This window comes from Mesorhizobium sp. RCAM 05099 (genome assembly GCF_059683685.1).
On record NZ_CM185035.1, the window covers coordinates 3953545 to 3976623 of the forward strand.

Annotated in this window: 24 protein-coding genes and 1 pseudogene; 17 read left to right on the forward strand and 8 right to left on the reverse strand. The window is 61.8% G+C overall.

The genetic code is table 11. The features are described 5' to 3' along the window. Positions 1 to 167 precede the first annotated feature (167 nt). Positions 168 to 647 (forward strand): potassium channel family protein, encoded by a 480-nt coding sequence (locus AC56QQ_RS19415; RefSeq protein WP_489861221.1) that lies wholly within the window; start codon positions 168 to 170, stop codon positions 645 to 647. Positions 648 to 677: 30 nt separating this feature from the next. Here the strand turns inward: AC56QQ_RS19415 and hemN are convergent, their stop codons facing one another. Then, positions 678 to 2027, reverse strand: coding sequence for an oxygen-independent coproporphyrinogen III oxidase (hemN, locus tag AC56QQ_RS19420; RefSeq protein ID WP_497123042.1), 1350 nt, complete (start codon positions 2025 to 2027; stop codon positions 678 to 680). A gap of 156 nt (positions 2028 to 2183) precedes the next feature. Between hemN and AC56QQ_RS19425 the strand changes: the two genes are divergently transcribed. Further along, positions 2184 to 2912 carry a Crp/Fnr family transcriptional regulator gene (locus AC56QQ_RS19425; protein WP_091586372.1) on the forward strand — a complete coding sequence of 243 codons (729 nt, stop codon included), beginning with the start codon at positions 2184 to 2186 and terminating at the stop codon, positions 2910 to 2912. Here AC56QQ_RS19425 and AC56QQ_RS19430 read toward each other — a convergent pair. Beyond that, positions 2909 to 3325 (reverse strand): hemerythrin domain-containing protein, encoded by a 417-nt coding sequence (locus AC56QQ_RS19430; protein ID WP_497129060.1) that lies wholly within the window; start codon positions 3323 to 3325, stop codon positions 2909 to 2911. The two genes, AC56QQ_RS19425 and AC56QQ_RS19430, sit on opposite strands and share 4 nt — an antisense overlap. A 252-nt stretch (positions 3326 to 3577) precedes the next feature. Here AC56QQ_RS19430 and ccoN point away from each other — a divergent pair, with 252 nt between their 5' ends. From ccoN to AC56QQ_RS19480, 10 genes and pseudogenes are all read left to right on the forward strand, one after another. Further along, the gene (ccoN, locus tag AC56QQ_RS19435) at positions 3578 to 5188 is read left to right on the forward strand and encodes a cytochrome-c oxidase, cbb3-type subunit I (protein WP_497123043.1); all 1611 of its coding nucleotides are present in this window, start codon (positions 3578 to 3580) and stop codon (positions 5186 to 5188) included. A gap of 11 nt (positions 5189 to 5199) precedes the next feature. Continuing rightward, positions 5200 to 5931 carry a cytochrome-c oxidase, cbb3-type subunit II gene (gene ccoO / locus AC56QQ_RS19440; protein WP_497123044.1) on the forward strand — a complete coding sequence of 244 codons (732 nt, stop codon included), beginning with the start codon at positions 5200 to 5202 and terminating at the stop codon, positions 5929 to 5931. A 12-nt stretch (positions 5932 to 5943) separates the two neighbouring features. Continuing rightward, positions 5944 to 6093, forward strand: coding sequence for a cbb3-type cytochrome c oxidase subunit 3 (locus AC56QQ_RS19445; RefSeq protein WP_091586321.1), 150 nt, complete (start codon positions 5944 to 5946; stop codon positions 6091 to 6093). 2 nt (positions 6094 to 6095) lie between these two features. Next, complete coding sequence (gene ccoP / locus AC56QQ_RS19450) at positions 6096 to 6959, forward strand: cytochrome-c oxidase, cbb3-type subunit III (protein ID WP_497123045.1); 864 nt, start codon at positions 6096 to 6098, stop codon at positions 6957 to 6959. A 217-nt stretch (positions 6960 to 7176) separates the two neighbouring features. Continuing rightward, a pseudogene (gene ccoG / locus AC56QQ_RS19455) lies at positions 7177 to 8735 on the forward strand (cytochrome c oxidase accessory protein CcoG). Next, a complete protein-coding gene (locus AC56QQ_RS19460; protein WP_489861215.1) occupies positions 8732 to 9229 on the forward strand; it encodes a FixH family protein in 498 nt (165 codons plus the stop codon). Before ccoG ends, AC56QQ_RS19460 begins: the two are co-directional and overlap by 4 nt. After that, complete coding sequence (locus AC56QQ_RS19465; RefSeq protein ID WP_497123046.1) at positions 9226 to 11514, forward strand: heavy metal translocating P-type ATPase; 2289 nt, start codon at positions 9226 to 9228, stop codon at positions 11512 to 11514. Before AC56QQ_RS19460 ends, AC56QQ_RS19465 begins: the two co-directional genes overlap by 4 nt. Continuing rightward, complete coding sequence (ccoS, locus tag AC56QQ_RS19470; RefSeq protein ID WP_091586331.1) at positions 11511 to 11666, forward strand: cbb3-type cytochrome oxidase assembly protein CcoS; 156 nt, start codon at positions 11511 to 11513, stop codon at positions 11664 to 11666. Before AC56QQ_RS19465 ends, ccoS begins: the two co-directional genes overlap by 4 nt. 203 nt (positions 11667 to 11869) lie before the next feature. Then, positions 11870 to 12976, forward strand: coding sequence for a copper-containing nitrite reductase (nirK, locus tag AC56QQ_RS19475; RefSeq protein WP_489861213.1), 1107 nt, complete (start codon positions 11870 to 11872; stop codon positions 12974 to 12976). Between the two features lie 52 nt (positions 12977 to 13028). Next, complete coding sequence (locus tag AC56QQ_RS19480; RefSeq protein ID WP_497123047.1) at positions 13029 to 13895, forward strand: SUMF1/EgtB/PvdO family nonheme iron enzyme; 867 nt, start codon at positions 13029 to 13031, stop codon at positions 13893 to 13895. Between the two features lie 54 nt (positions 13896 to 13949). Here the strand turns inward: AC56QQ_RS19480 and AC56QQ_RS19485 are convergent, their stop codons facing one another. Then, positions 13950 to 15125: an NnrS family protein gene (locus tag AC56QQ_RS19485; RefSeq protein WP_497123048.1), complete on the reverse strand. Its 1176-nt coding sequence runs from the start codon at positions 15123 to 15125 to the stop codon at positions 13950 to 13952. Between the two features lie 104 nt (positions 15126 to 15229). After that, complete coding sequence (locus AC56QQ_RS19490; RefSeq protein WP_489861210.1) at positions 15230 to 15667, reverse strand: pseudoazurin; 438 nt, start codon at positions 15665 to 15667, stop codon at positions 15230 to 15232. Between the two features lie 145 nt (positions 15668 to 15812). Between AC56QQ_RS19490 and AC56QQ_RS19495 the strand changes: the two genes are divergently transcribed. Next, positions 15813 to 16514 carry a Crp/Fnr family transcriptional regulator gene (locus tag AC56QQ_RS19495; protein ID WP_497129062.1) on the forward strand — a complete coding sequence of 234 codons (702 nt, stop codon included), beginning with the start codon at positions 15813 to 15815 and terminating at the stop codon, positions 16512 to 16514. Positions 16515 to 16517: 3 nt separating this feature from the next. Here the strand turns inward: AC56QQ_RS19495 and AC56QQ_RS19500 are convergent, their stop codons facing one another. Beyond that, positions 16518 to 16733, reverse strand: a complete 216-nt coding sequence (locus AC56QQ_RS19500; protein ID WP_497123049.1) for a DUF1858 domain-containing protein — start codon at positions 16731 to 16733, stop codon at positions 16518 to 16520. A 411-nt stretch (positions 16734 to 17144) separates the two neighbouring features. On the opposite strand from AC56QQ_RS19500, the gene AC56QQ_RS19505 reads away from it, so the two are divergent. The 3 genes from AC56QQ_RS19505 to AC56QQ_RS19515 are packed head-to-tail and all read left to right on the forward strand — an operon-like array spanning position 17145 to position 20210. Beyond that, positions 17145 to 17957 (forward strand): FMN-binding protein, encoded by an 813-nt coding sequence (locus AC56QQ_RS19505; protein WP_497123050.1) that lies wholly within the window; start codon positions 17145 to 17147, stop codon positions 17955 to 17957. 31 nt (positions 17958 to 17988) lie between these two features. Beyond that, complete coding sequence (locus AC56QQ_RS19510; protein WP_497123051.1) at positions 17989 to 18702, forward strand: FAD:protein FMN transferase; 714 nt, start codon at positions 17989 to 17991, stop codon at positions 18700 to 18702. Then, a complete protein-coding gene (locus AC56QQ_RS19515) occupies positions 18699 to 20210 on the forward strand; it encodes an RnfABCDGE type electron transport complex subunit D (RefSeq protein WP_497123052.1) in 1512 nt (503 codons plus the stop codon). Before AC56QQ_RS19510 ends, AC56QQ_RS19515 begins: the two co-directional genes overlap by 4 nt. Before the next feature lie 7 nt (positions 20211 to 20217). On the opposite strand, the gene AC56QQ_RS19520 is transcribed toward AC56QQ_RS19515, so the two are convergent. From AC56QQ_RS19520 to AC56QQ_RS19530, 3 genes are read right to left on the reverse strand one after another with little or no spacing between them, the layout of a single operon-like run. Further along, on the reverse strand, positions 20218 to 21561 hold the full coding sequence (locus tag AC56QQ_RS19520) for a sensor histidine kinase (RefSeq protein ID WP_497123053.1): 1344 nt from the start codon (positions 21559 to 21561) through the stop codon (positions 20218 to 20220). Beyond that, positions 21561 to 22226, reverse strand: coding sequence for a response regulator transcription factor (locus AC56QQ_RS19525; RefSeq protein ID WP_489861203.1), 666 nt, complete (start codon positions 22224 to 22226; stop codon positions 21561 to 21563). The genes AC56QQ_RS19520 and AC56QQ_RS19525 overlap by 1 nt, the downstream gene beginning before the upstream one ends. Next, on the reverse strand, positions 22226 to 22552 hold the full coding sequence (locus tag AC56QQ_RS19530) for a PepSY domain-containing protein (protein WP_497123054.1): 327 nt from the start codon (positions 22550 to 22552) through the stop codon (positions 22226 to 22228). The genes AC56QQ_RS19525 and AC56QQ_RS19530 overlap by 1 nt, the downstream gene beginning before the upstream one ends. 77 nt (positions 22553 to 22629) lie before the next feature. Between AC56QQ_RS19530 and AC56QQ_RS19535 the strand changes: the two genes are divergently transcribed. Then, complete coding sequence (locus AC56QQ_RS19535) at positions 22630 to 22935, forward strand: hypothetical protein (protein ID WP_497123055.1); 306 nt, start codon at positions 22630 to 22632, stop codon at positions 22933 to 22935. The last annotated feature ends 144 nt before the right edge of the window (positions 22936 to 23079 follow it).

A 23079-nucleotide genomic window follows, 5' to 3' on the forward strand; every position in this document is an offset into this window, starting at 1 on the left:
CGTCAGTCCGGCATTCGGAGCCTGCAAATCCGCCAGCCCATCCGAACACTTTCGGTCAACACGGTGCCAAACTCGACCGTTCAGGGCGCCGATTTTGCCCGTCACGGCTTTGCGTCGACAGCCTGTCGGCGAAACCTGCCGGTTCAACGCTCGAAAGCCGCCCGGATTTGATTTCGCGCAAGGAAGGACGCGGTTGTGATTTCTACCTTCCGCATATGGTCCTCAATCTGCTCATCGGCACCGTCATCATAAGTCTGACAGTCCTGGTCCACACCTTTGGCCTCATCGCTATCACGCATGCGATGGGATACCTTGTCGCGCGGTTTCGCATGCATGGGCGTCGCAGCCGCACTGTTGCTATGATCAGCGTGGTGATGGGGCTTTTCGCCGTCATGACCACCGAGGTCTGGCTTTGGGCCGGGCTGTACCGGTTGCTCGATATCTTCGTCGACTTCGAAACCGCCCTGTACTTTTCAACCATCACCTTTGCCACGGTTGGCTATGGCGACGTCGTGCCTGCTCATGGATGGCGTATGCTGGCGGCGCTCGAAGGCGTGAACGGGTTTCTGCTTATCGGCTGGTCTACCGCCTATCTGATCGCTGCCGGAACGCGCATCGGCCCGTTCAAGGCGGGGGAGCATTTCTGAAGGGGTCCATTGTCGGACCGCCACTGAATGTCAGACCGCCACTGAATGCCTGCTCTTCCCGGTTTCGAGATATTTGTCGAACTTCGCGGCAATGCTTCTGACAAAGGGGCGACTTTCCGCCGGCACGACGAAACAGTCGCCGTCCAGCTCAAGCAACCGGTCGGGATTTTTGAGAGCCATGGAACTTGCCTCGAGAAGGAGCCGTTGGCCGCGCTCGCCGAAGCGCTCCACCAGATCGATTGCCGAGAAGGCGAAATCGCACATCAGGCGCTCGATGATCCAGCCACGGACGCGATCATCATCGGACAATGCGATGCCACGGATCGCGGCCAGTCCGCCGCCTGCGACCATGCGTCCATACTCGGCGGTTGAAGGCATGTTCTGCGCATAGCCTTGGCGAAATTGGCTGATGGATGACGGGCCGAGGCCGATCAGGGTTTCGCAGCGATCCTCGGTGTAGCCCTGGAAGTTCCGGTGCAATGTCCCCGAGCGGGACGCGACCGCCAGCGCATCGCCGGGTTTTGCGAAATGGTCGAGCCCGATGGCCTCGTATCCCTTGTCGACGATCGCCCGCGCGGCCAGTTGCGATTGCGCAAAACGCTCCACGGGACCGGGCAACCATGCCTCGTCGATCATCGTTTGATGTTTCTTGAACCACGGCACATGGGCGTAGCCAAAAAGCGCTATCCGGTCTGGCTCCAGGGTCAGCGCCTGCTCGACGGTGGAGGAGACGCTCTCCCTGGTCTGATGCGGCAAGCCGTAAAGCAGATCGAGGTTCACGGACTTTACACCGCGTGAGCGAACCCCGTCGACGACAGCCTTGGTCAGCAGGAAGCTCTGCTCGCGGTTGATCGCCTTCTGCACCTTCGGATCGAAATCCTGTACGCCGAGGCTCGCTCGCGTCATGCCGATTTCGGCGAGTGCGTCGAGGCGTCCGTCGTCCATATCGTTGGGTTCGATTTCGACACTGATCCTGGCGTCTGGAAGAAAATCGAAGCTGGCGCGCAATGCCGCACCCAGCGCCACCATGTCCTCGGGCTTCAGCATCGTCGGAGAGCCGCCGCCGAGGTGGACAGCACGCACCCCGGCCTTGCCGGCGACGATACGGGCAACCGTGTCGATCTCCGCATGCAACGAACGGAGATAGGCGGTCACCGGTTCATAGTGACGTGTCTGCTTGGTATGGCAGGCGCAAAACCAGCAGAGCCTGTCGCAGTAGGGGATATGCAGATAGAGTGAAATCTCATCGCCGTTCCCGAGCGCTTCCAGCCAGCCTCGACAGACAGCGGCATCGACCCCCGCATGGAAATGCGGCGCGGTCGGATAACTGGTGTAGCGCGGCACGTTCTCGCCAAGTCTGGCAGCTAGTTCCGGTCGCATGTCACGATCCCTATGTTTTTATGGTCGAGGAAATGGCCGCATCGGCACGCCAATGCCTTGATTTCGGTCAAAGCCTCTTCAACGGACAAACTGCCGCAAGGCATTTTCAATGGCCGATGCTATCTTGCCGGCATTCTGGATCCACGGACAACCGCGATGACAGTGCGTCAAGATGTTCACAGCGCCGGCATTCCCGTGCTTTGCCAATCCTGCGAGGCAAGGCATCGCGGCGTTTGCGGTGCGCTTGACCCCGACCAGTTGGTCGCGCTCTCCAAGACCTCATCGAGGTACACGATTGAACCAGGAGCAGAACTGATCGGCGATGCCGAGACCGTCAACAGCTATTCCAACGTGCTTTCCGGCGTGGTGAAGCTGACAAAAGGCCTTTCGGACGGACGTCAGCAGATCGTCGGCCTCCAGTTCGCCCCCGATTTTCTGGGGCGACCTTTCAAGGTTGAAAGCGAGATCAACGCCGAAGCGGCAACAGCCGTCTCCCTGTGTTCATTTCCAAAGGCGTCCATCGAAAGGATGATGAGGGAGTCGCCGGAGCTTGAGCATCGCCTGCTCAAGCAGACGCTGAAGGAGCTCGACGAAGCACGCGAGTGGATGGTGACGCTGGGACGCAAGACCGCTTCGGAGAAAGTGGCGAGCTTTCTGCTGATGATTGCCAGGAATATCGATCCTGCAACTGATCCAGCCACCAATTCGACGAGCTTCGATCTGCCGCTCACACGCGCCGACATCGCCGATTTTCTCGGCCTGACGATCGAGACGGTGAGCCGCCAGTTGACCAGACTGCGGGCGGAGGGCGTAATCCGGATCGAAAACAATCGACATGTGACGGTGGAAAGCCTGAGCCGCCTGGAGCGCCGCTCCGGGGCCTAGCGCGCGTCCGCGATCCCGATCATCGGCAAGACATGCTCGCGTTCAAATGCAATGTGCCTGCGCATGCTTTCGAAGAAACCGCGCAGCATGAAGCCTATGGCCTCTGGATTCTCGACAGGCCTGCCGTGACCGATCGCGAGCAGAATTTCAGTCACCTCGCCGGCAAAGCACTCGTCTTCCACATGTTCGGCCCGCAACCGCCGGGTTGAGGCAAGGTTCGCATCGCTGCCGACCACCGCCTCTTCGTAGGCGGGGAAAATGATCTTCTCTTCATATTGATGAATGTTGCGCAAAAGCGGCAAGATCGCGTTGGCCGTGCTGAGACACATCAGGGGATCGACGCCTGGCAACGCATCGGCGATTTTCTCTAGGGTATCGCAGAGCCGCAGTTTCTCGCCATGCGCGCGCCTCATCACGGCTGCGGGCACGGCCTCCCTGTCGAATCGTCCAGCCAGCGTGGAAATTTCGCGGCGGTTTTCAAACAGCGGCGATCCTCGCGCTTTCTCCGAATTCAATGGCAACCTCCCGGTCGTTTGAGAGACCGACGCTGCCCAATCCGAACGTGCCGAGCTTTGACATGGATCAAGGCGGCGACAAAGCCGCTGCTAAATGGTGCTGCCGCGGATTGATGTCCGCGAATCGGAATCTGAGGTCGGGGATATGTCATGAAATTCGGCACTGAAATCGTGGCTCTAGGCCTGTTCGCGTTTGCGGCCCTGGTGGCGGCCGGGTTTGGCGTGGACGAACCCTTTCGCCAGCATATGTGGGTGCTGTTCGCCGTGCTGGTGGGCTTTACCGTTGTTCTTCTTCGCAACACCAGTTTCGCGCGGGCGGCCGCGGTTGACCCATCGGCCTACATGGATGGGCCGATCCGCTACGGCGCCATCGCCACCATGTTCTGGGGTGTTGTCGGCATGCTGGTCGGCGTGATCATCGCGCTGCAGCTCGCTTATCCGGACCTCAATATCCAACCCTGGTTGAACTTCGGCCGGCTGCGGCCATTGCACACATCCGCCGTCGTCTTTGCCTTCGGCGGCAATGCGCTGCTCTGCACGTCCTTGTATGTGGTGCAGCGCACCAGCCGCGCGCGGCTGTTTGGCGGCGGCCTCGCCTGGTTCGTGTTCTGGGGATATCAGCTTTTCATCGTCATGGCCGCGACCGGCTATCTGCTCGGCATCACCGAGAGCCGCGAATACGCCGAACCCGAATGGTACGTGGACATCTGGCTGACCATCGTCTGGGTCGCCTATCTCATCCTGTTCCTTGGCACGATCCTGAAGCGCAAGGAGCCGCATATCTACGTCGCCAACTGGTTCTACCTCTCCTTCATCGTCACCATTGCGATGCTGCATGTGGTCAATAACCTGTCGATGCCAGCGTCATTCCTGGGCTCCAAGAGCTACTCCGCTTTTTCCGGTGTCCAGGATGCGCTGACGCAATGGTGGTACGGTCACAACGCGGTCGGCTTCTTCCTCACCGCCGGCTTCCTCGGCATGATGTATTACTTCGTGCCCAAGCAGGCGAACCGGCCGATCTACTCCTATCGTCTCTCGATCATCCACTTCTGGGCGCTGATCTTCCTCTACATCTGGGCCGGTCCGCACCATCTCCACTACACCGCCCTGCCCGACTGGGCGCAGACGCTCGGCATGGTGTTCTCGATCATGCTGTGGATGCCGTCATGGGGCGGCATGATCAACGGCTTGATGACGCTGTCCGGCGCTTGGGACAAGCTCCGCACCGATCCGATCATCCGCATGATGGTGATGGCTATCGCCTTCTACGGCATGTCGACCTTCGAAGGCCCGATGATGTCGATCAAGACGGTCAATTCGCTGTCGCATTATACCGACTGGACCATTGGCCACGTGCACTCAGGTGCGCTCGGCTGGGTGGGCATGATCTCGTTCGGCGCGATCTACTACATGGTGCCGAAGCTGTGGAACCGCGACCGGCTCTATTCGCTGCGGCTGGTCACCTGGCACTTCTGGCTGGCGACGCTCGGTATCGTCGTCTACGCCGCGGTGATGTGGGTGTCCGGCATCATGCAGGGCCTGATGTGGCGCGAATACGACGAGCAAGGTTTCCTGGTCTACTCCTTCGCTGAAACCGTCGCCGCCATGCACCCCTACTACGTCATGCGCGCCGTCGGCGGGGCGATGTACCTCTCCGGCGCTCTGATCATGGCCTGGAACGTCACCATGACCATCCTCGGACACCAGCGCGAGGAGGAGCCAATGCCCGGCTCCGTTCCCGCCCTTCAGCCTGCCGAATAAGGAGCCAGAAAATGGGCTTGATGGACAGACACGCAATCATCGAGAAGAACGCCACGCTTCTTCTCGTTGGCTCTCTTCTTGTGGTGACCGTCGGCGGCATCGTCGAGATCGCACCGCTCTTCTATCTCGACAATACGATCGAAAAGGTCGAGGGCATGCGGCCCTATTCGCCGCTCGAACTCGCCGGACGCAACATCTATGTGCGCGAAGGCTGCTATCTCTGCCACAGCCAGATGATCAGGCCGTTCCGGGACGAAGTCGAACGCTATGGTCACTACAGCCTGGCGGCCGAGTCGATGTACGATCATCCTTTCCAGTGGGGATCGAAGCGAACCGGGCCGGACCTCGCCCGGGTTGGCGATCGCTACTCGAATGGATGGCACGTTCAGCACCTTACGGATCCGCGTTCGGTGGTGCCGGAATCGATCATGCCGAGCTACGCGTTCCTGAAGGACCAGCCGATCGAGGTGAAGGATTTCTCGACACATCTGGTCGCCAATGGGCGGGTCGGCGTCCCCTACACCGATGACATGATCGCTCACGCCAATGCCGACCTGATGGCGCAAGCCGATCCCAACGCCGATACATCCGGTCTTGAGACCCGCTACCCCAAGGCCAAGATCGGCGACTTCGACGGCAACCCGCAACAGGTCACCGAAATGGATGCCCTCGTCGCCTACCTGCAGATGCTCGGCACCTTGGTCGATTTCAAGAACTACGACGAAGCCGCCGGCTATCGCTGAGGAGTTTTATCGATGGATTACAATTTGATGCGAGAGTTTGCCGACAGCTGGGGCCTGGTTGCCATGGCTCTCTTCTTTGTCGGCGCAGTCGCCTTCGCATTCCGCCCCGGCAGCCGCGGCCAAGCGGACGAAGCCGCCCGTATTCCTCTCAAGGACGATTGACGATGAGCAACGAGCATATCGACGAGGTCACTGGTGTCTCGACCACTGGCCATGAGTGGGACGGCATCAGGGAGCTCAACAATCCGCTTCCGCGCTGGTGGATCATAACGTTCTACATCACCATCGTCTGGGCGATCGGCTATACCATTGCGTACCCGGCATGGCCGATGCTGACCTCGGCAACCAAGGGTGTGCTCGGCTATTCGAGCCGTAACGACGTCGGCAACGAGCTGGCGGCGGCCGAGGTTGCCAAGGGCAAGTATGTCGCGGCAATTCAATCGAAAACCGTGTCCGAGATCGCCTCCGACGATGCGTTGCGCGAATTCGCCATCGCCGCCGGTAGCGCCGCGTTCAAAGTCAATTGCGTGCAGTGCCACGGCTCCGGCGCGCAAGGATCCAAGGGCTTTCCCAACCTGAACGATGACGACTGGCTGTGGGGCGGCAAGGCCGAGCAGATCCAGCAGACGATCACGCACGGCATTCGCTTCGCGTCCGATACGGATACCCGCGTGTCCGAAATGCCTGCCTTTGGCGACGTCATCACCGCCGACCAGATCCAACAGGTCAGCGCTTACGTCGCCAGCCTGTCCGGCACTGTCAGCGATCAGGCATTGGTCGCGCCCGGCGCCAAGGTCTTTGCGGAAAATTGCGTGGCCTGTCACGGCGACAACGCGAAAGGCAACAAGGAACTCGGCGCCCCCGACCTGACCGATGCGATCTGGCTCTACGGACCCGGCGAAGCAGCCATCGCCGCCCAGGTCCGTGCGCCGAAACACGGCGTGATGCCGGCCTGGGGCGCGCGCCTGGGCGAAACCAAGGTCAAGGAACTGGCGGTCTATGTGCATTCGCTTGGCGGTGGAGAATAGGAAGCGGGGGCCCATTCTCTGGCCATCGTCGCCCAGGCGACGAGGCCCGGCTGAGCCGGGCCTCGATTTGCATTCCGGCGACCCGGTTTGACTTGCATCAACGCGGTGCGGCTTGCCATGCGGCAAAGCTTCGCCGACGCGCGGCACTCAGGACGCCAGTAGAATCGGGAATGTCCGGTTGCACGGCAAACCATCGGTTGCGCGATTGGAGATACTCGTGCTGGACAACACACAGGTAGAACGGCTCGAAGCCGAGGCGGTCAACTCCGCCAAGACCCGTCAGCCACTTTACGCGGCACGCAAGAAGATATTCCCGAAACGCGCCTCAGGCAGCTTTCGCCGCTTCAAGTGGCTGGTGATGGCAATCACGCTGGGCATCTACTATCTGACGCCGTGGTTGCGATGGGATCGTGGCCCATTCGCCCCGGACCAGGCCGTGCTGCTTGATCTCGCCAACCGGCGATTCTACTTCTTCTTCATCGAGATCTGGCCGCAGGAGTTCTACTATGTGGCCGGCCTGCTGGTCATGGCCGGTGTCGGTCTTTTCCTGATCACGTCGACTGTCGGACGTGCCTGGTGCGGCTACACATGCCCACAGACCGTATGGGTCGATCTGTTTCTGGTCGTCGAGCGGGCCATCGAGGGTGATCGCAATGCGCGCATGAAGCTCGATGCCGGGCCGTGGACCGTCCGCAAACTCGTGCTGCGGGTATCGAAACACGCCATCTGGCTGGTCATAGGCGCGGCGACCGGCGGCGCCTGGATCTTCTATTTCGCCGATGCGCCGACGCTGGCTGTCGAGCTCTTCACCGGCACCGCGGCGCCCGTCGCCTACATCACCGTCGCCGTGCTGACGGCAACGACCTATACGTTCGGCGGGCTGATGCGCGAGCAAGTCTGCACCTACATGTGCCCGTGGCCGCGCATCCAGGCGGCCATGCTCGACGAGAATTCCCTCACCGTCACCTACAATGACTGGCGCGGCGAGCCGCGCTCGCGTCACGCCAAGAAGATCCTTGCCGCAGGGCAGCCCGTCGGCGACTGCGTCGACTGCAATGCCTGCGTCGCGGTCTGCCCGATGGGAATCGACATTCGTGATGGCCAGCAGCTCGAATGCATAACCTGCGCGCTTTGCATCGACGCCTGCGACGGCATCATGGACAAGCTCGGCAGGGAGCGCGGGCTGATCTCCTACGCGACGCTCTCCGACTACAACGCCAACATGATGCTGGCGACCGCTGGCGGTTCCAGCTCCGTCAATCCGGCGCTGGTCAGGACGGCAGATGGCACGTTCTCCGACAAGGTGGCCCATTTTCATATCCGCAAGATCTTCCGGCCGCGCACCTACGTCTACATGGCTATGTGGTCGCTGATCGGCCTGGGCCTGCTCTATTCGCTGCTGACGCGCGACCGGCTCGAAGTCACGTGCTGCATGACCGCAATCCGCAGTTCGTCACGTTGTCCGACGGCTCGATCCGCAACGGTTACACCGTCAAACTGCTCAACATGATCCCCGAGCCAAGGACGATCGTCGTCACCATTCAAGGCTTGCAGGGAGCCGAGATGAGCGTCGTTGGCATCGATGTGCCCGTCGGTCGTTCCGTCCCGATTTCGGTCGAACCCGACCGGCTGAAGATGCTGAAGGTTTTCGTGCGCCAGCCGGCAGGTCAGATTCAGGGCACGGCGCAGACCTTCAAGTTCCGGGTCGAGGACAAGGCGAGTTTCGAGTCGGACGAGTACACCGCCACCTTCAACGCACCGGAGACCGCCAGATGACCGCCAAGGCGCAAAAGCCCCGCGAATTCACCGGCAAGCACATGTTGGCCGTCATCCTTGCCTTTTTCGGCGTGATCCTCGCGGTCAATCTGACCCTGGCGACGCTCGCCAACACAAGCTGGACTGGCCTTGTCGTCGAGAACACCTACGTGGCGAGCCAGCAATTCAACAAAAAGGCCGAGGAAGGGCGGGCGCAGGCAGCCCTCGGCTGGACCGGCAAGCTGACCATCGCATGGGGCGAGGTCCGCTACAGCCTCGCTGATGCCGCCGGCAAGCCGGTTGCCTTGCATGGTGTCAAGGTGCTGTTTCGCCACCCGGCTTACGAGAAAGAGGACAAGTCCGTCACGCTCGCCCTCGCCACCGGCCAGGAATTCGCCGCCCAGCACATGCCAAAGGACGGCGTCTGGATCGTCGAGGTGGACGCCGATGCCGGTCTCGCGGAGCCCTATCGCGAGGTCCGCAGGATCATGATTTCCCATGGAGCGCTGCAATGAGTTGTTGTGCGCCGGGCGCGGAAATGGCGCTGGATATGGACAGCGGCACATCCGTCCTGCCGTCGAGCCAGGAGATCAAGCTGGCGAGCCGATCGCTCGGCGATGGTCTCAACCAGACTGACCTTTCAGTTCCGACGGTTCATTGCGCGGCCTGCATCCAAACGATCGAGACGGCGTTGGGAAAGCTCGATCGCGTGGAGAGCGCTCGCGTCAACCTGTCGACCAAACGGGTTTCGGTCCAGTGGCGTGGCGACGACGTTCCGCCGCTCGTCGCCGCGCTTGGGCGGCTCGGCTACCAGGCACATCTGTTCGCCCCCGAGGTCGATGAAAGGGACAAGACGCTTGCGGAGCTGATCCGCGCCGTCGCGGTTGCCGGCTTTGCGGCCGGCAACATCATGCTGCTTTCGGTCTCGGTCTGGTCCGGTGCTGAAGGCCCGACCCGCGATCTGTTCCACTGGGTCTCGGCGCTGATCGCCATCCCGGCGCTTGCCTTCGCCGGCGGCATCTTTTTCCGCTCGGCCTGGAATGCGCTGCGCCACGGCCGCATGAACATGGACGTGCCCATCGCGGTCGGTGTCTCACTCGCCTACGCCATGAGCCTCTACGAGACGATCAACCATGGCGATCACGCCTATTTCGATGCGTCGGTATCGTTGCTGTTCTTCCTGTTGATCGGCCGCACGCTGGATCACGTGATGCGCGAACGAGCCCGAACCGCCGTAAAAGGCCTGTCGCAACTGGCGGCGCGTGGCGCCATGGTGGTGCGCGGCGATGGCGCGCGCGACTACCTGCCGATTGGCGAGATCGAACCAGGCATGCAGTTGCTGATCGCCGCCGGCGAAAGGATTCCCGTCGACGGAAAGATCCTTCGGGGATCGTCGGATCTCGATTGCTCTCTGGTTTCCGGCGAGAGCACGCCCAGAAACGCGGCGCCGGGGGAATCCGTGCAGGCCGGCGTGCTCAACCTTACCGGTCCGCTGACGATCCAGGCGACAGCCGCCGCGAAGGACTCTTTCCTGGCGGAAATGGTTCGCCTGATGGAAGCCGCCGAGGGCGGCCGCGCGCATTACCGCCGCATCGCCGACCGCGTTTCGGCGCTTTACGCTCCGGTGGTTCATCTCACGGCCTTCGCGACATTCCTTGGCTGGATGGCGGCGACCGGCGACTGGCATCGGGCGATGACCATCGCCATCGCCGTTCTCATCATCACATGTCCGTGCGCGCTGGGCCTCGCCGTACCGATCGTGCAGGTGGTCGCGGCGCGGCGCCTGTTCGAAAACGGCATCATGGTCAAGGACGGTTCGGCCATGGAACGCCTGGCTACGATTGATACGGCGGTGTTCGACAAGACCGGCACGCTCACGCTCGGACAGCCCCGTCTCATCAATGCGTCGTCGATCGATCCAGCCATGCTGGCCATCGCAGCCGACATGGCCGCGCATTCGCGTCACCCTTATTCAAAGGCCATAGCCGGCTTCGCAGGTCTTGCCGGCCGGCCGAAGCTCGAATCCGTCAGCGAGCACCCTGGTTTCGGGATTGAAGCCAGCGCGGCGGGAAGCACCTGGCGGCTGGGTCGACGCGGATGGGCTGGATGGAAGGCGCGAACCGGTGGAGAAGGCAGACATGGCCATGGCGGAACGGTTCTGACGAAAGACGGGATCATTGTCGCGACCTTCGACTTCGAGGATGCGTTGCGTGCCGACGCCAGGGCAGCCATACTGGAATTGAGGGATGCCGGGGTGTCGGTCGAGATGCTCTCGGGCGATACCGCCGGGGCTTGTGGCAAAGTCGCGGAGATGCTGAACATCGACAGCTTCGTCCCGGCCCTGCTCCCGTCCGGCAAGGTCGAGCACATCGAAACCCTGGCGAAAGCCGAACACAAGGTCCTGATGGTCGGCGATGGGCTCAACGACACGCCGGCACTGAGCGCGGCGCATGTCTCGATCGCTCCGGCCACCGCGGCCGACATCGGCCGCAGCGCTGCGGATTTCGTGTTCCTGCGCGAAAGCCTTCTGGCCGTGCCGCTTGCCGTGGACGTCTCGCGCAAGGCGGGAAGCCTGATTCGTCAGAACATCGCCATCGCGATCGTCTACAATGCCGTCGCGGTACCGATCGCCATCCTAGGCCACGTCACACCGCTGATCGCGGCGATCGCCATGTCCGCCTCGTCGCTGCTTGTGATCGGAAATGCGCTACGCCTGCAAGGCTTTGTGGCAAACGCACCGGCGCAAGACGCGCGACGGGATAGGCGCGCCAGGGGCGACCAACTGGCACAACCCTCATGACGACGCTTGTCTACCTCATACCCGTGGCCCTTTTTCTCGGCGCGCTGGGCCTGGCTGGCTTCCTGTGGGCCTTGAGGAGCGGTCAATATGAGGATCTCGACGGAGCCGCCGAGCGGATCCTTATCGATCGGGACGACAAGCCGGACCTCTGATCTGGATGGCTTTGCCGACACCGATGTCGGCCGTCAGCGCGTTGCCAGCGCTCCGCACCATGTGACGCGCACGGTTGCCCTTGGTCGAGGGCTCATGCCGGCCAACCAATGAAACTCACCCAGTTTGCGCCAACGCAAAGAGACGCTGCGTCATCTCAGGTATGTTCTGCCCATCAGCAACGGTTGAGAGACAGGAGACTAACATGTTCACGCGACGCGAAGCCCTCTTCGGAGCAGCCATTGGCGCTGCCGCCGTGGCGGCGATGCCGGCATTTTCCGCAACGGTCACACAAGCCGACATCAAGGCGCTGCCGCGCGAAAAGATCAAGCTTGTGGCGCCGCCTTTCGTCCATCCGCACGATCAGGTCGCCAAGACAGGACCGAAGATCGTCGAATTCACCATGACGATCGAGGAAAAGCCTGTCGTCATCGATGCCGACGGCACGAAGCTCAATGCCATGACCTACAATGGCTCGATTCCTGGCCCGCTGATGGTCGTGCACCAGGACGACTATGTCGAACTGACGCTCATCAACCCCGATACCAACTCCCTCGCCCACAACATCGACTTCCACGCAGCGACCGGTGCGCTGGGCGGCGGCGGCCTCACCTTGATCAACCCCGGCGAACAGGTGACCCTGCGCTTCAAGGCAACCCGGACGGGAACGTTCGTCTATCACTGCGCGCCCGGCGGTCCGATGATCCCCTGGCATGTCGTCTCCGGCATGAGCGGCGCGATCATGATCCTGCCGCGCGACGGTCTCAGGAACGACGAGGGCAAGCCGATCAAGTACGACAGGATTTTCTACATCGGCGAGAACGACTTCTACATCCCGCGCGACGAGAAGGGCAACTTCAAGAGCTACGAGTCGGCCGGCGACGGTTACGACGACATCGTCAAGGTGATGCGTGGGCTGATCCCGACACATGTCGTGTTCAACGGCAAGGTCGGTTCACTGACCGGCGACAACGCCATGAAGGCCAAGGTCGGCGAGACCGTGTTGATCGTCCATTCGCAGGCCAACCGCGATACGCGGCCGCATCTGATCGGTGGGCACGGTGATTATGTCTGGGAGCAGGGCAAATTCGCCAATCCGCCGGCCAAGGATCTGGAAACCTGGTTCATCCGTGGCGGCTCGGCGGGTTCGGCGCTTTATACGTTCCTGCAGCCGGGCATCTACGCCTATGTCAATCACAATCTGATCGAGGCCGTGGAACTCGGGGCGACCGCTCATTTCATGGTCGAAGGCACGTGGAATGACGACCTGATGACGCAGGTCGAGGCGCCGAAACCCATCGCCTTGAACTGACGATACCGAAAACTGCCCGGACAGCGATGCTGTCCGGGCTTGGACAAAAGCCATGTCGCTTTCCATCTTGAAGCTTGTGTCGGTCGCCATGGCGGCCGCGACTGTACCGGTAGGACTGTCGATGCAGGCAGTCGGCGGGCATCGACAGTCCGGCCCCGTTGCCATGACAACCTTGCTTCCCGGTTCCATCACCTACCCGATGCCCGGCGAGTTCCTGAAAGGCGGACGCCCGCAAGCCAATCCCCGTCTCGAACGGCAACTCGACAAGCCTCTTGAAATCATGACCTATCAAGTCAGCGTCGGCGACTATGCGGCCTGTGTCGCGGCCGGCGGCTGTCAGCCACCACAGGAGACACGCGCGGTCCCGAGCGATGCTCCCGTGACCGGAGTGAGCTATCTCGACGCCGACGCCTATGCCCGGTGGTATTCGGAAGCGACCGGCGACCACTGGCGGTTGCCATCCGACGAGGAATGGGCATTTGCCGCGGCTGAGCGGTTCGCAGGTGAATTCGAGGGCGTGGAAGACGACGCCAACAACCCCGCCAGGCGCTGGCTGACCAGCTACAAGGCCGAGGTGGAACTCAAAATCAAACCGGACCCCCTGCCCAGGAGCCGTGGCTCCTTCGGAGTGAATTCCCGAGGCCTCGCGGACTTCTCCGGCAATGTCTGGGAATGGACGTCGACCTGCTATGTCCGCATAACGTTGGCCGCCGATGGAACCGGCGTTGCGAGTTCGGTCGATAATTGCGGCGTCCATGTCCTTGAAGGGCGCCACAGAGCCTATATGTCGAACTTCGTCAGCGACGGAAAAAGCGGAGGCTGTGCCGTCGGAACGCCTCCCGACAATCTGGGATTCAGATTGATCCGGGACCATGCGGGATGGGCGAACCGGATCTTCGGCTGGCTGGGCATCGTCTGAACAGCACATCAACGTCTTTTCGACCCGTCACGAGCCCGCCTGCCGCTGCGCCGCTCACCGTGCTTTTGGCGTCATCAACGCGGTTCCATAGGTCAGCATGAAGCCGGCAAATGCCGCCACCCACGCGGTGCCGGCAATGTCGATCATCACGCCGTAGGGAACGAAAGTGGCCAGGATTCTCAGCGATCCCGCGAGAAGGATGGCCACGAAGATAAACGAGGCGCCTCTTCCGGCCTTGAGTTCTCCTCCGGTGTGCCCGAGCGTTGCGCGGATCATCACGGCGAGCGTCATCGAGCCAACCGCACCGGTTCCGAGGGCGTGCAGTCCTGCCGCCGCCGGCACGGCGCCTGGGAAGAAGATCGACGCCGAGACCAAGGCAAGGCCGACCGGCACAAAGGCGTATGCGAGATGAAGTACCAGCACGAGCGGATCCCGCAAGGTGCGCTCGCCAGCCCACCGCGATAAACGCCATGCCTGGCCAATTGCGGCGGTCGCCAACAGCAGCGCGGAGACGATGCTTTCCGGGGCGAATGTCCATGCTCCCAGTGCGATGGCCGAGATGGCTATCGATGCCATGTCAAAACGGTCGAAAGGCGCGGGAAGCCTGCCAGGATTTTCGCGGACGAGCCAATTGCGCGTGAAGCTCGGAATGATCCGTCCACCGATGAGCGAGATGAGCATGATCGCCGCAGCCATGCCAAGCCTTCGGCTGACGTCCGATGTGCCTTGAATATGTGCCTCGATATGAAAGACGCCATTGGCGCAAGCCAGAACGGCAAGCGGCAGCAGCACCTTGAGGTTGCGCCAGTTGCGTCCGGCGACAATTTCGCGTGCCGCCGCCGCGGTGACCGCGAGCGGAAACGCACCGTCGATCAGCGCGCCTGCTTCCCAGCCGATATCCGCCGAGAAGAAAACAGCAGCGCGACCGGCAATCCACAGGACAACCAATGCCAGCAATGGCAAGCCTTGCACAGGCAGCCGGCCCGTCCAGTTCGGGATGGCCGTCAGCAGGAATCCGGTAACGATCGCCGGCAGATAGCCGAACAACATCTCGTGGACATGCCAGTCGACGGGAACGAACGCACTGTGGGCGTCGAGTTCACCCGCATAGATCGGCAGCCAAAGCAGAACGGACAGTCCGGCATAAAGCGATCCCAGGAAGAAGAAGGGCCTGAACCCGTAGGAAAGAAACGCTGGGCCGGTGTAGGCCCGCAGGCGTGGAATTCCCATGACTTGCATCCTCAAATGAAAAGGGCCGGATGAACCGCCGCCCTCGGTCCGTCCGGCCCTAGCCTGCCAGTTATGCCGGCAGGCATGGCTGTATCGATTGCCGGTCAGTTGGCCGGGATCTGGCTGAACAGGTCGGCGAACACCGTCTTTGCCTTGCCTGGGTGCTTGACCGCCTTGGCGGCATCGAGGTTGACCGGCTTGCCGACAACGATCAGGGCGACCATGCCCATGCCGTAGTGAGGTGCGCATCTGACACCGTAGACGCCCTCCTTCGTCAGTGTGACGGTGATTTCCTCGCTGGGCTTTCCCTTGAAGGGTTCAGCGCCATCCGGAAGCATGCCCTTGATCGACTCAGCGTCGTGCGTCTTGTCGGTCGGCACGAACTTGACGGTGTCGCCGGGTGCGGCCTTGACGAAGGCCGGCTGGAAAACCATTGCGCCTTTTTCGCCTTTGTTGAGCATTTGCACCACGTGCTCTTCGGCGCTTGCGCCGCTGGCGAGCGCGAGGATGGAGATTGCGGCAGCGAGGATGGAAAGTTTCATCGATTTGTCCTTTGTTTCGTCTTCGCGGCATTGGCCGTTCCATGCCATTTAGCCTGATATGCGCCGGCAGAATTTGCGCTGGCGCAAACTCGGGGTAGAAAGGTTTCCCGCACGACTGGTGCGGAACAGGCCGTGGGGGATCCGCTTGGCTGCGCTGGACCGATCGCTGATATCGCGACTGCCGCTCTTCCGGGACCTGACGCCCGACGAGCAGACCGAGCTTCTCCGAGGCGCGAAATCGTCACGCTATGCCAAGGACACGGCGATCTTCGAGCAGGAAACCGAGGCCCATTCCTTTTTCGTTCTGATCGCGGGGCACATACGCGTCGTTCGTACCACGCCGGACGGACAGCAGGTCATCGCCAGGTATATCAGCGAAGGCGAGATTTTTGGCGTGGCCGCGGCGCTTGGCCGGACGACCTATCCCGCCAGCGCAGTCGCCGCGGTGGACTGCGTGGTGCTGGCCTGGCCCAACGCGCTTTGGCCGGAGCTGGCGCGACGGTTCCCTGCGTTTGGCGCGACGACCTACAGGACGGTTGGGAACAGGCTGCAAGAAACCCAGACGCGGGTGATGGAGATGTCGACGGAGCAGGTGGAGCAGCGGGTCGCGCATGCGCTGCTCCGACTGGCGAACCAGACCGGCCGAAAAACCGACAGCGGCATCGAAATCGACTTCCCGATCTCGCGGCAGGACATTGCCGAGATGACTGGCACGACACTTCACACCGTCAGCCGTTTGCTCAGCAAGTGGGAAGAGAGGGGGATCATTGTCAGCGGGCGCCAGAAAGTCACGGTCAAGGATCCGCATCGCCTGGTGGTCCTGGCCGAGAACCGGGACAAGGGCTGACGGTCACCGGTCTCCTCGAACAACCGATTCCAATTCGAGGAGAAAGTCGCCCTCGTCGATCTGATGTTCTCGGCATGCCTCCGCCACGGTATGGAAAGTGCCGATCGGACAGCCGACGCAAAGCATCCTGTATCTCAACAGCACCGTCACCGTTGCCGGCCATCGCCTCATGATCTCGTCGACGACCATGTCGGGTTTGATGGAACTGGCTTGCTTCATGGTCGAACCTTCGCCTCCACAAAACGCATTCATATGTCCAGCGCATCCTGCCTTCGTTGCGCTTTCGCAACTTGAAGAACAGCAGAGGCCGGATCGGGCTCCCCGGGCCAGACCCCACGAACTTGGGAAACAGTCGATGCGAGGATTTCGGCGGAGCCGCCGTGTCCGGCAGTCCATTGCCGGCGCGCCCCGGAATGTCACGCCGCCGGCTTTAACGCCGACCGCACCCAACACTGCAAGGACAGCGGAGAGGCAGACACGGCGGCAACAAGTGATGCCGCCGCCAAGACCGGCACCATCGCCAATGGCGTGGTGGCGCCCCCTGACAGCCAATTGACAGCTCTTGCGTGAGATATTGCGGTTGAAGCGATCCGAAACGGATTCGCCAGTGCAACCTGGAATGCAATGCAAATGAAGCAGATTGCCTTGTCACTTTTCGTGATCGCCGCCTCTGGCGCCTATGTGTGGGAACAGGCCGGTACGGCCCCTGCGGACGACATGCTGGGTTCGACGCAGCCCGCCGACGCCGCCGAGGGAGGTACCGCGCAGCCGGTAATCCCCGCCGCGCCAACTGACAACGCCCCGGCTCCGACCATGCCTGTCATTCGCCAGCAGAGCGTCCGGCTCGAGCCCCAGTTCAACACGCCGCCGGCGATTGGCAGGGAAACAACCGCCGCCATCACAGCACCCACCCGGAAGCTGGAACCCGTCGTAAAGCAAGCGCAGGTTTCGCGGACAGTCGCCCCGACACCAGTACCGACTGGAGCCGCAACCGTACCGGCCGCCGTTCCCGCGCCTGAAACGCCATCCTTCGTCATCACTCCGGCCGTTTACATACCCATCCCGCAACCGCGGCCGGACTATGCGGAAGCAACCGCCCGCGTCATCCGTACAGGCATGAAGGCGACCGTGAATGCCGGCACGAAGCCGGCCGCGCATGGCTTCGTCGATGGCACCTACACCGGTCCCGTCGCGGATGCCTATTACGGGCTCATCCAGATTCAGGCTTCCATCCAGGGCGGTCGCCTGACGGCGCTGAAAGTGCTGAAATACCCATCTGACCGCCGCACCTCCGTCAGCATCAACCGGCAGGCACTGCCGATGCTGCGCGACGAGGCGATCAGCGCGCAAAGCGCCCATGTCGACATCATTTCGGGCGCGACGCTGACCAGCAGGGCCTTCATCCAGTCGCTTGGCGGCGCGCTGAAGAAAGCCGCTTCGTAGGTCCATGCGTGAAACCCGGATTTTGATGGGCATGCCCGTCACCGTCGATGTCGGCGGCGCTTCGCACGCGTTGATCGACAAGGTCTTCGATTATTTCGAGCACATCGATCGGCGCTTCAGCACGTACAGGACCGAGAGCGAGATTTCCGCCATCAACCGAGGCGACGTACCGGTCAGGGACTGGAGCGGCGAAATGATGGAAGTGCTGGCGCTCGCCGAACAGACGAAAAACGAGACGGACGGATACTTCGACATCCGCAAGCCTGACGGTTCCCTTGATCCGTCCGGCATCGTCAAGGGCTGGGCCATCCGCAACGCGGCCGAAATCGTTCGACAAGGCGGGGTCAGCGATTTCTTCATCGAGGCCGGCGGCGACATCCAGGCGTCCGGGAGAAACGGCGAAGGAAAGGACTGGAGCGTGGGCATCCGCAATCCCTTCAATGCGGATGAGGTCATCAAGATCGTTTACCCGCGCGGACGCGGCGTCGCGACGTCCGGTACCTATGTACGCGGCCAACATATCTACAATCCGCATGGGGCTGGCACCCCGATCGGCGACATCGTCAGTTTGACGGTGATCGGGGCGGATGTCCTCGAAGCGGATCGTTTCGCCACGGCGGCCTTCGCCATGGGACGGGACGGCATCTTCTTTCTCGAGCAAACGCCAGGTCTGGAAGGCTACGTCGTCGACATCGATGGCCGTGCCACGCCGACCAGCGGCTTCGGAGCCCTTTGCACGCCATGATCAAGACCATTGACCGATTTCTCGACCGGCTGACCATGTACAGGTTGATCCTGTATTATCTCATGGCTTTGGTGGCCACGGCCCTGGTGTTCGGATTTGCCGGCCTGGTGCCGCATGATCCGGTAGCGCTCGCTTTCACCACGGCCCTGGCGTTGGCGGCGTGCTGGATCGCCAACAAGGTCTTCGCCCGCATCTTCGAAGTGCCGGCCAACAGCGAGTCGGTCTACATCACCGCGCTTATCCTGGCGCTTATCCTCGACCCGGTGGCCGTCACCGATCTTGCGGGCATCGGTGCCGTGGCATTCGCTTCCGTCTGGGCGATCTCGTCCAAATTCATCTTCGCCGTCGGCAGAAAGCACCTGTTCAATCCGGCTGCCCTGGGTGTGGCATTGTCGGCGTTCCTGCTCGACAAGCCGGCGACCTGGTGGGTTGGCGGCAATTTGTGGCTGCTCCCCGTTGTGCTGGTTGGAGGTATCCTCATTGTCCGCAAGCTGCGCCGGCTGGATCTTTTCGCGACCTTCGTTGCCGTCACGCTGGCGACGATCCTGGCGACCACCGAGCCCTCGCAATATGTCGTCGCGCTCAAGGAAACCCTGACTTCGTCGCCGCTGTTGTTCTTTGCCTTCGTGATGTTGACGGAGCCATTGACGGCGCCGACGGCGCGTTTGCCGCGCATCGCCTTCGCCGCCATCGTCGGCTTCCTGTTCGCCCCGAACATCCATATCGGCTCGTTCTATTTCACACCGGAGCTGGCGCTGCTGGCTGGCAACCTGTTTGCCTACGCAGCCGGCCCGAGGGGACGCTTCGTGCTGACATTGGAACGCATCGAGCGCTCGGCCGTCGACAGCTATGATTTCATCTTCCGGTCACCACGAAAGCTGGCCTTCCAGGCTGGCCAGTATCTTGAATGGACGCTTGGCCTCGACCGTTCCGATAATCGCGGCAACAGGCGCTACTTCACGATCGCCTCCGCACCCACGGAGGAAACGGTTCGCCTCGGCGTCAAATTCTATCCCGAATCCAGCGCCTTCAAGCGCGGGCTTATGACCCTCAAGCCCGGCGACCGGGTTCATGCCGCGCAATTGGCCGGAAGCTTCACGTTGCCCGCCAAGCCCGAAACCAAGATTGCCTTCCTTGCCGGAGGCATCGGCATCACGCCGTTCCGTTCCATGCTGCAACATCTTCTTGACCGGAAGGAGAGACGGCCGATCGTCATCCTCTATGGGACCGAAGGCCAGCAGGATATCGCCTATCGCGACGTGCTCGGCGCCGCCAGGCGAGAACTCGGCATCCGGACGGTTCATGCCGTTGCCCGCGGTGGTGAACACGGCCAGTATCAAGGCTATATCGACGAGCGTCTGATCCGCTTGGCCATACCCGACTACCTTGAGCGGACATTCTACATCTCCGGCCCTCAGGCGATGGTCAAGGTGTTGCGCCAGAAGCTTCGCGCGATGGGCGTTCGCCGCTCGCGAATAAAGGTCGATTACTTCCCGGGGTTTGCGTGAAGCGGGGTCAACGGTGTCGTGGCAAGGAAATGGTCACCACCAGGCCGGGGTTGGCGTTGGCCATGTCAAGGCGTCCGCCGTAGGCTTCGACAATGTCCGAGACGATGGCAAGGCCAAGCCCGCTGCTGCCACCCTTGCTGTCCAGCTGGACACCGCGCGACAGGGCGGATTGCCGATCCGCTTCAGGAATACCAGGTCCGTCGTCCGCGACGGCAATGACGACTCCGCCGGAAGTCGCGGATGCATCGACCCGCACCTCGGATTTTGCGTAGCGCACCGCATTCTCGACCAGATTGCCGAGGATTTCGGACAGGTCACCTTCATCGATTGACGCCATCAGATCGTCGGCAATCTCCACCTTGAACGAAAGCTGCTCGCCGCCTGGCGTGCGTTTGACCACGGCAATGACGCCCGCCGCCGTTTCCCGAATGCGGCAAAAGGCCTTGGCCGATACGCCGGGCGCGAGGCGGGCGCGCGCGAGTTCCCGCTCGACGTGACGTCGGATCGCCGCCGTGCTCTTCTCGATTTCGTCGGCCAGGCTGGTTTCGCCCTTCTTGCGCAAGGCGCGAATGTCGGCCGACAAGACCTGCAGCGGTGTCTTGAGGCCATGCGCCAGGTCTGTCGCTCGGGATCGGGCGCGCGCCAGCGCCTTCTCCTGGGCATCGAGCAGCCGATTTATTTCATCGGCAAGCGGCTGCACCTCGCTCGGCGCCGCTACATCCAATCGCGCGGCTCGCTGTGCAATCACGTTTCGAACCGCGACCCGCAGGCCTTCCAACGGAGCAAGACCGACGGTGATCTGGATGAAGAATGCTGCCATCAGGGCGAGGGCAAGCAGGATCAAGGCCGGCGCAAGATCGCGGACATATTCACTGACCGCCAGTTCCACGCCGCGATGGTTTTCCGCGACGATGGCGCGAAACGATCGGCCGTCGACATCGGTGACCATGCGCTCGACGGCGATGGCCAGCTCTCCGTCGGGCCCTTTGAATTCCTTGAATTCCCTGAGTTCGCCGCCGGTTCCGAGGGCCGGCAAGGCAAGGGTTGCATCCCATAGTGAACGCGAGCGGACGAGGCTGCCGGAACCGACGTCCTCCACCTGCCAGTAATGACCGGACAAGGGAATGGAAAAGCGCGGGTCTGTCAGGGCCGCCTGAACTGAAAGGCGGCCGTCGGAGCCGTATGTGGTAGCGCCGATCAGGTCGTTGAGGTCGACGGTCAGCTCACTGACGACGCGCCGTTCGACATTCAACTCGAATAGATAGCGCAGTCCGACTCCCGCCACCGCAAGTGCGATGAGGATTGAGACCGTCGCTGCCAACCAGAGCCTGAAGCGGATCGAGTTGCCCATCAAGGGGGCTCATCGGGTATCAGATACCCGAAACCGCGCCGCGTTTCGATGACGTCGCTGCCAAGCTTGCGACGCAAACGCGCGACAATGACCTCGATCGTGTTCGGATCGCGGTCATTGCCTGAATCATACAGGTGCTCGGCCAGTTCGGTGGGCGCCACCACGCTCCCGGCATGATGCATCAGAAACGCCAGGAGCCGATACTCCAGCGGCGAAAGCGAAACGGGAATGCCGCGCAGCGAGATACGCATCTGGCGTGTGTCCAGAAGCAGAGGCCCTGACTTCAGCACGGGCGCCGCCTGCCCGGTCGAGCGCCGCAGAATTGCCCGCAACCGGGCAAGCAGTTCTTCCATTTCGAAAGGCTTGGGGAGATAGTCATCGGCGCCGGAATTGATGCCTTCGACACGCTCCGTCCACATGCCCCTGGCCGTCAGGATGAGAACGGGAAACCGTCGGCCATTGGCCCGCCAGCGTTTCAGGACAGTGAGGCCGTCTAGCTTGGGCAATCCGAGATCCAGAATGGCAGCGTCATAGGTCTCGACGTCGCCTGAGAACCATGCGGCTTCGCCATCGCGCACGATATCGACCGCCATCCCGGATGCCTTTAGGGCAGCCGCGATGTCGGCCGCGATGCGCGGCTCGTCCTCAGCAAGGAGAATCTTCATCAGTCGCCCTCCTCGCCCCCCATGATGACGCCGGCATCGGCGTCGACATCGACGATCTTGCGACGACCATCCGCGACGATGATCTGGAACCGATAGACCCATTTGTCGCCGAGGCGGATGAGGTCGACCGCGACAACATCGCCGGGCGTTTTGGCGCGAACGATGTCCAGGATTTTGGCAAGGCCTTTGATTTCGCCGTGTTCGTAGAGGTCCCGCGCCCGATCGTGGTCGCCGTCGTCATCCTCGTCGGCAAGCGCGGCAAGCGGCTGGACCAGGGCAAGCCCGATCAGACCCATCACCATGAGACACTTCAGCTTGGCTATCATCAACAAGGCATCTCGCACACGGAAGCTGTCAATCTGCTGTCAGCCATCCTCAGCCGCCAGCAAGCAAGAGTTCTCTATTGGGTGTCATCGCGTCCAATCATGGCCGCGCTGAGAAGGATATCGAAATCATGCGCAATTCCATGTTTTTGCTTGTAGCACTTGGAGGTCTCACAATCTTTGCCCTGCCGGCGGCCGCTGAATCGAACGAAGGATCATGTGGAGCGCCAGCTGCCGTCGCCCCTGCCGGCCCAATCGATCTGGAGGCCATCCCGATGAAGGACGCCACCGGCCCGAAGGCAGTCAAAGGCGTCGGCGACGATGAGTGCGATGATCGGTCCGCCAGTGGTGTCGTTGGCGAAAGCGAAGCATCAGACGACGACTAGTTCCTCGATCAGCGCCAGCGGCTCTTTCAGTCTTTCCGGACCCGGTCAATCGTTCTGGCCAACCGCCTGCGATTGATCGGGAAAGGTCGCTCGCGTGCAAGCCAATCCTTCCCATGCCAACGCCACCTGGCCACACGATACGCG